Annotated in this window: 7 protein-coding genes and 1 pseudogene; all 8 read right to left on the bottom strand. The window is 31.5% G+C overall.

Annotated features, from left to right (window positions below):
• On the bottom strand, positions 1–214 hold a 214-nt coding region (locus KLA_RS16775), incomplete at its 3' end, for a hypothetical protein (protein ID WP_034647231.1).
• On the bottom strand, positions 211–3,048 hold the full coding sequence (locus KLA_RS16770; RefSeq protein WP_034647230.1) for a hypothetical protein: 2,838 nt from the start codon (positions 3,046–3,048) through the stop codon (positions 211–213). The genes KLA_RS16770 and KLA_RS16775, both read right to left, overlap by 4 nt.
• Positions 3,049–3,050: 2 nt before the next feature.
• Positions 3,051–3,533, bottom strand: a complete 483-nt coding sequence (locus KLA_RS16765; RefSeq protein ID WP_034647228.1) for a DUF4280 domain-containing protein — start codon at positions 3,531–3,533, stop codon at positions 3,051–3,053.
• 11 nt (positions 3,534–3,544) lie between these two features.
• Positions 3,545–4,621 carry a hypothetical protein gene (locus KLA_RS16760; protein WP_034647226.1) on the bottom strand — a complete coding sequence of 359 codons (1,077 nt, stop codon included), beginning with the start codon at positions 4,619–4,621 and terminating at the stop codon, positions 3,545–3,547.
• 9 nt (positions 4,622–4,630) lie between these two features.
• On the bottom strand, positions 4,631–5,596 hold the full coding sequence (locus KLA_RS16755; RefSeq protein WP_161633472.1) for a DUF2931 family protein: 966 nt from the start codon (positions 5,594–5,596) through the stop codon (positions 4,631–4,633).
• Between the two features lie 55 nt (positions 5,597–5,651).
• On the bottom strand, positions 5,652–7,130 hold the full coding sequence (locus KLA_RS16750) for a phospholipase effector Tle1 domain-containing protein (protein ID WP_034647222.1): 1,479 nt from the start codon (positions 7,128–7,130) through the stop codon (positions 5,652–5,654).
• 53 nt (positions 7,131–7,183) lie between these two features.
• Positions 7,184–7,354, bottom strand: coding sequence for a hypothetical protein (locus KLA_RS18160; protein WP_157451698.1), 171 nt, complete (start codon positions 7,352–7,354; stop codon positions 7,184–7,186).
• 2 nt (positions 7,355–7,356) lie between these two features.
• Positions 7,357–7,912, bottom strand: a pseudogene (locus tag KLA_RS18155) (DUF2345 domain-containing protein); the annotation flags it as partial.

Genomic DNA, 7,912 nt, shown 5'->3' with positions numbered 1-7,912 from the left:
CCTCATAGGTACAATACTCTTGGTTTATGCGCAGCAAGTACATAGGTTGCTCATTATAATTGGGCTTAGCTTGCCACATTTTATCTGTAACATTATGTATGGTAATACTGTCTTGGTCTGCAGTGTTCATATTTTTAGTAGTTTTAGTATTTTGGGCGCAGCTAGTTATAGCTGTTCCGCATAGTAGAATTAAAATAATCTTTTTTAAAGTCATATTGTTCTTAATTTTGTTTCAGTATCAAACACAGGGATAAGTTTTCCTGGAATTACAAATTCAGGAATTAGCTTTATAACTACAGGTTTGGTTTTTCCATCCTTATCTGTACCGTTAGACACATCTATTTTGTAACTTTTATCTTTTTTGTAATTTGCCTTTAGTTGAACTATTACCTCCCCAATTAGACCTGTAAAGATATAATTATCACGGTAATGTGGCATTTTTAATAGTCCTGCTTTTGCTCCAGGACCTGTTACCACATCTTTAGGTGTTTTAAATGATTGGCTTACAATATTTTCTGTTGCGGCAACAGCGGCAGTAACAATATTGTAGCTGTAAGTACGCTCAAAATAAAGATTACCAGTTAGTGCGGCACTTACTTCTGCTTCTGCAGATATATCTGCAAATTCTTTACCAGTCCAATCCTTTAAAAAATCTGGAATATATCTATTTAGTTTACTGTATGCTACTTCTCTGTCTTCTAATGTGGCATCAATTCTTATGTAGGCATTTATTCCTTGCTTTTTGCCAAAAGTAACCTCTCCTTTATTTAGGTAGTGGTTAATACCGTCAAAAAGATCAAAAGCTTGGGTGTCTATGTTTGTTTTTAAGTTTATATGCGCGTCATAATAACCTTCAAAACCAACAATCATTTCTATTTTTGGACCAAAATGTTTTTGAATAAACTCACTTATACTTTCTTCAATATCATTTTGTATTTCATATGCTTTGTTTCTTAGGTCTCTTAAATCAAAACCAACAGAGATTTTTCCTTTAGCTTGTTTTGTAGGTATAAGTTTCCCTTTTATTGGGCTAACTATTGATTTTGCAGTTTGGATAGTTCCTACAATACCATGGAAAACTTTAAAAAAACCTCCAAGACCAGTAATATTAGAAATAAACACTCCTATAGTGTGCTTTTGGTAGTCACCAATAGCAAAAAGTGGAGCGCCTGTAATTGTAATTTCTGAGATTAGGTTTGTAGAGCCATCTTCTTGTTTTTTATAACCAGAGCCACTAGATATGGCTATTTGGGGCATTACAAGCTTTATGCCTTCTTCATTTTTGTCATAAGTGTTAGCCCCTGCCATACCTACTACTGTTCTAGAGATTTTAAATACTTTTTGAGCCTTTTTTAACAACCCAGGTAAATTTTTACCTCGTGTAAGCACTAATAGCAATATATCTACTAAAAGAGCAACAACTACAGAAGCTGCAACAACTGTTTTTCCTATTGAAGGATACTTCTCTGTATAGTTTAAAACGGTTGGATGTTTTCCATCTTCATCATAACCGTATAATCCATACAAACCAAATTTAAAATCTTTTGCACTACCTCTAATATAATTAGTTACAATATTTAATGTGGTTTCGTTGATGAGTAGGTGACTAAGTAAATCTTTAATAAAAAAGTTTTGCTCATCTATCCAGTTTACAATTATTTCAATATCACTATCAAAACCACCATCATAAAGCGGAAGTTCTAGATCTTCATAATAAACATTGTTTTTTTGTAAGTTGGAAACTATTTCTTTCCCGTATTTTTTAACAAGTTCCATTTTTCTATCCTCAGAAATTCTTTCTTTTTCTGGATCACCCCATTTAAAGTTATATGCCCATGACAAGTCAGGAACCAAGTCAAACGTTATACGTTTACTATAACGACAGGTGTTTATAGGTAAATCTACCAGAATAGTATGTAGCTCTGGTACCATAAATGTATAATGATTATATTTTAAAAAGAACTCCCATAAATCATCTAGATGTTTATAGGGATAGGCTAAACTAACTTCTAACTGATCTTCAATTTGTTCACTAGGGCAATACTCAATGTTTAATTTATCTAGTTCTGATACATCAAAAACTCTAGATTTATGAGATTGCCCATCCTCTATTAGGTTTAATTTACATTCATCAGATTTTAACTTTGATAATGTTACGTTTAATTTTTTTATTTGATCACCTCCTAATATTCTTTTTTTAATATTGTCAGACGGGTTAGAGCAAGCTTCTTCCTCATCAAATATTATAAGTGGTTTTTCATTGCTATATTTTACTTCTATTTTAGAGTATTTACAAGGCTCATATTTTTGAGTAAAATACTCTTCGCTATGGATTGTAACAGGGGTAAGGTTGTTAGAGAACTCTTTGTCGTCATTATTTAAATAATCTATAACAGCAACAGTAAGTAGCATATTAGTATTGTTGCCATTGTAAATAACTTTGTTTAAGTGGGTTATGGTATAGTATAGTATTTTTGGTTCTTTGGTGGTATTGCTTACTCTAAGATCTAGACTATTGGTGCCAGATTTTAAGAGTAATTCTGGAAAAGTATGTATAGGTGTTGTAGGGTCTTTTTGGTTGTATACTTTTACAGTAACTTTATGGTCATATAACCCTTCTTGGTCTATTGTTAAGTATACCAATTGGTGGCTTCTACACTCTTTTACCGTCCATTCTGTATTTGTAATTTTACTATCTGCACTACAGTTAATTGTAATGTTGCCCACAGTAGAGTTTTCTTCTAAATCGTCTGCACAAACAGTTATTTTAGAGGGGTTTTCTTTTGAGCCTGCATTGCTTTTGCTAAGTTTTAGTTCTGCTTTTACACCACCTGTATAATCATCTGTATCTACACAATTACTATTGTTTGTGATTTCCCATCTAAATTCTTTTTTAGCCTTTTTAAGCCAAAAAGTACTTGGTATGTTTTTAACTTCTAGGTCTATAGTGGCTGTTTTGTTTAAATGTAAATCTACAATAGTAGGTTTGTTTGCGTCTGTAGAAGAACTTTTTACAACTTTACCATTAATAATTGTTTGTAGGTGCATACTTAGCTAACTTTAAGGTTAATGTTTTGGGCATTATCACTACTCATTGGGGTAAGAGGATTAATTTGCGCAAGTGTATCTTCATTAGCATTGCTTATATTTTGCGCTACAACTTCTGCAATTTGTCCGTGGTCTGTAATTTCTACACAGGGCGCCCCAGCAATTGCACAGGTAGCCATACTGTCTTCTAACAATGGGTTACCGTTATTTTCGTCTAGGGTAACATCCTCATAAAAACCTGTCCACTCTGTAATAGTAGGTTGGCAAGGCTTGTACCCGCCAGGTGTTGGTTGTAATTTACATTGGCCAAAAGTATTTTTTTCAAAAGGTTGGCCTATTTCTTTATTTGTAGCAATAAGTTTGTTACTCATACTACTATCATTTATATAATGTTTTGTCTGCGTGTTTACCAATAATTTATCTGGCATTGTACCTTGCATACACTTACAAGAAGCTTGGTGGCAAACTATATGTTTTTCGCTCATAGTATTATATATTATATTAAATGGTAGGCTTCTATGGTTATTTTTTTATCTAATTTCTTATTTAAAACCAATGTTATTGTACCAATTATACTTTTTATGGTGTAATTTTTATTACAAAACTCATAGGTAACATCCAAATTTCCTTCTAAGGGTGTGCCTTTAAAGTAAGGTTGGTCTTTATTCTGTTCTATGTCCTTACTAGATCTTTTGTCACATACTGTACCAAGTTGTTGCATAACAATATTATTGTTTGCATTTAAAAATGGTTGTATTGTTTGCTTTACTTGGTATTGTATAGCTGTTATAAAAGGGTAAAAAGGTATGTTTACCGTATTGGAGATTTCTAATTTAGAAAGGTATTTGTTGTATACTCCAGAAAAGTAAAGTGTAAAAAAAACATCTCGTTGTATAGCTTTTTCTATAGCAATAGTACTTTGGTAAGCTTTGTTAGCTATTTGTATTTGCTCATTAGCAAAGGGAGACTTAAAATAGTTTAAAATTTTTGGTTTTGCTTTTTTCCAACGTTTAAATATTTCTTGCTGGTTAGTTACACCTATTAGCTTTCCTTTTTTATTTATTTTAGTATGAATTGGATATAGTGGTTTTGCTAAACTTATGGCAAAATCTTCGGCTAATAAATTGGGTATTTTATAATCTACGTAAACTTCATTTTTCTTTAATACAAACTCATATGTATAGTCATATTCTTTTTCATAATTTACGGCTGCGGTGTAATGTATTCTTTTTGTTTCTTTTTGTGTATTTATAAATATTACTATGCCATAATTGTGGTTTAATACATTAAAATTACAACGTAAACTATTTTGGTTGGTTAAATTTATAGGTGTACTTTTTGTAAAAGTTTTTTCTTGTTTATTGTTTTTAACTGTTGCAGGTAAAAATATTTTAGAAACGTGAAAAGGTATACCATTTGCAGCAGAGATATTTTTTTTTGAACCTGATAGCTCATTATGAAATTTACAAATTTCATTTACAGATAAACTAAACTTTTGAGCAAGAGTATTTAGACTATCATTAGCCTTTAACGTATAGGTATAATATGTTTTTTTAGTGTTAGCTGTACTCATTTTGGTGTGTTATTCTTTCCAGAATTTGGTGTCTGTAGGGATTAATAATTTTTGATACTCTCCACTTTTGATATAAATTTTTACACTATCTCTGTTTTCTGAAATTACATCTATAACAAATGATACATTATCTGTATTAGTCTCATTATATGCATTTAATACTTGTTCTTTTTTAAATGTAAATACGCTGGCATAATCTTCTCCTTCTGGAGATTGCCATCCTAAACCTATTTTATGTACACCTGCCCAGGACTGTTTATCTTGTAAAGTATTTAAATATTGATTTCTATAAGTGTTTAACTCGCCGTTAAGGTGGTGGGTAATTAAATATTTTAATTTTCTGCTAGGAGATTTAAATTTTAGTTGTGTAGTGTACTTTGTCTCATACGTGTCCCATAACCCGTAAGGAATACCTGTTTCTTCAATTTGTTCTCTAAATTCTGGGGTAAGTTCAAAATCTAAAACTACTTTTAAAAGCTCTTCTCTTTTAATATCGGTATTACCACCTTGCATTTTTAAAAACTGAATCCAAGAAATTCTATTGGTTTCTTCTGCTAAAAAGCTAGCAACATTTACGTTGTATCCAGGGGCAAGCATAAAAAGAGTTAGTTTGCCGCCAGGAGCCATACCTACGGATAAATCAAATGAATAATCTTGTTTTTTCTCTGTCCAATTATAGCTCCCTTTATTAAAAATAGAGTCTATTTTTTTATAAGGCAAAGGAGTGTCTAAAAGGTAAAATTTGTTTTCAGTATAGGAAAACCAAGCAATTCGTAAATGTTTAGGTACTTGCTTTTCTAGATCACCAGAGATAAGAGTAGACAGGCCTTCTCCCCAACTATTATTTACTACTTTGCCAGATGGGATATAAATGCTGTTGGTTTTAGCATCGTCTAAGTAAAATTCTCCTTTATAAATTTCTACAGGGTAATTTTTTGGGGCACACTCTGTAGGCATCCATTCATATTTTTTCATACAACTTGTTAGGGTTATTAGTATGCAAACAATTAGCGTTATTTTATTCATTTTGTTAATATATAGTTCTTTTTCTGTTATTGGCATAGCCTTCTGGGGCCATACCTATATCTAAAGATGCTGAAAAATGAAAATGATGATAACGTAACTTTTTAATTAATGAAATATCTTTTTGTGTAACCTCAGAACTAGTTAAGTCATGCGGAATTTCATCTCTTTGCTTTATGTAATCATTTATACGTTCATTTGCTGCGCTTAGTGTATCTCCAGAAATTTTAAAACTAGTATTAATCTTAGGCTTAAATAAGTTTTTATGTATTTTTTCAGCGTAATCCTTCATTAAATGTAAAGGAATAAATGAATATTTATTACTAATGCTGGCTTTGTAACCGTGTAATGTGTAATTTTTTTGTTCTACTTTACCTAGGGATTCAGATTCATAAGAGGTGTCTATTTCTGTAATTTTTAAATCATTTTTGGTATACCAGCCTTGAGAAATTAGCCATTTTTTATCCTCTAAAATAATTGCTTTACTTCTGCTTGATGATAAACGAATCTTTTCTTTTTTAGCATCATTATAGCCACCTCCAATATCTGAGTGTACTCCTGGTAAATTAATTTCTACTCGTTTTGATGAAGTTAAGCTAGCGCCAGAAATTTGACGTAATTCAAAATTTTTACGATGCTCATCAGTAGCTGTAATATGTACTGCCTTTTTTAATTTTGACGGAAGACTTAAATTTAATTGTTTGTGATCGTTTTCATGAGAAAAAACCCCAATAGAGGGCACAGTATCAAATAGTCCAGCAAAACGCAATTCTACTTTACTAAATTTAACTCCTTTTTCTTTTAAATACACACCTAAATCTCCTCCGTATGTATATTCTTGGTATTCCTCGGTGCTAATTCCATCAAACCAACCATTTTCTTCATCAGTATATACTTTTTGTCCATTTTTTTCTTTGTAATTGCGCTCTAATGTTGCTTTTTTTCTGCCACTACAACTATTTAGAAAATGGCGTGCAGCTGCTGCACCACGACTAAAACCATAAGCATCGATGCTAATTTTGTTGATAATAGTACCTTCTTTTAGATTTATTTTATTTAATTTTTTTAAAATTAATTTAAAACTTTTTTCTGCTTTTGCCTTTGCTCCATGACGCCCCATACCTGTTACTGTACCATATTTAGCATCTAAATCATCACCGCCATCCATTGTGCCAATACCTTCTACGTATACATTAATATTATGAGTTTCGTAAGTAATAATTTTATTTTCGTTATTTGTTTCTTGTGGTTTAACTTGCGCGTTATAATTCATCTCTAAACGAGCTATGTTAGAGTAGTCATTTTCATAACTTGTGTCGCCTTTTGTAAAAAGCCAAGTGTACTTGTTATCATCATTTATTCTAGAGGTAGTATTCGCTTTATTATTTAAAGTGCCATCAAAAAATACACTAACAATAACATCTATTTTGTTTTCCTTTTTTTCTTCCTCGGGAGGAGTGTAGGTGCCAAATTTTATACTGCTCATATTATAATTTATACTGTTTTATTGCCGTAGTTTTAACTGTAAAACTGTTTGTATTAATTATTTCCTTTGGAAACTATTTTTTTTCCAGAATACAATGTTAGGTTTTCATCTATAGCTTCAATATTTACTATTTCTGCCATTTTTTCTAATTTCCCGCCTGTTATTAGCTGGTAATTATTTTCAACCTTAATTCCTAAGTTTTTTGCTTGTTTGCTAATTGCCATGATTAAAATAGATTAGATTTTTCGACACTATTAAACTCAACTGTTTTCCCACTAAGCAGGGTCATATTTTCTTTTTCGCTTATTACGCTTAACTCACCTGCTATTTCATTTGATGTAGTTGATACTCGCTTAAAATTTTTGTCTATAATTTCTGTTCTATTGTCAGAGTTTTCTAAAATATTTCCAGTAGCAGAGATAGAGATATCTGTACCTGCCACAGTAGTTATATTTTTTCCTGCATTTTCGTCAATATTTTCACCAGCATTAACAGTAATATTTTTTCCTGCAGTAATATTTAAGTTTTCACCTGCATTAATATTAATGTCTTTAAGCGCATTTATTGTTATGGTTTCATTAGCCGTGTCAATAATAAAATGATTGCCTTTTTTATCTGTTATTGTTATGCTTTCTGCGTTTCCTTTATCATTAAACTCTAGTGTGTGCCCACTACGTGTAATAATGCTTTTGTGTGTGTTGGTAGGTTTTCCGCCAGCAGCAGTTTGTCCGTTAAAAAGGCTGCCTAGTATAAAAGGTCTGTTAGGGTCGTTGTACCTAAAA

The sequence above is a fragment of the Cellulophaga geojensis KL-A genome (assembly GCF_000568425.1).
In the GTDB taxonomy this organism is placed as follows: Bacteria; Bacteroidota; Bacteroidia; order Flavobacteriales; family Flavobacteriaceae; genus Cellulophaga; species Cellulophaga lytica.
Note: the sequence above shows the minus strand (reverse complement) of the source record. Positions and strands in the feature narration are given on the sequence as shown.

Excerpts from the sequence above, each read along its gene's own strand:
- KLA_RS16770 (WP_034647230.1), bottom strand. The coding sequence starts at position 3,048 with ATGCACCTACAAACAATTATTAATGGTAAAGTTGTAAAAAGTTCTTCT.
- KLA_RS16755 (WP_161633472.1), bottom strand. The coding sequence starts at position 5,596 with ATGAAAAAATATGAATGGATGCCTACAGAGTGTGCCCCAAAAAATTAC.
- KLA_RS16765 (WP_034647228.1), bottom strand. The coding sequence starts at position 3,533 with ATGAGCGAAAAACATATAGTTTGCCACCAAGCTTCTTGTAAGTGTATG.
- KLA_RS16760 (WP_034647226.1), bottom strand. The coding sequence starts at position 4,621 with ATGAGTACAGCTAACACTAAAAAAACATATTATACCTATACGTTAAAG.
- KLA_RS18160 (WP_157451698.1), bottom strand. The coding sequence starts at position 7,354 with ATGGCAATTAGCAAACAAGCAAAAAACTTAGGAATTAAGGTTGAAAAT.
- KLA_RS16750 (WP_034647222.1), bottom strand. The coding sequence starts at position 7,130 with ATGAGCAGTATAAAATTTGGCACCTACACTCCTCCCGAGGAAGAAAAA.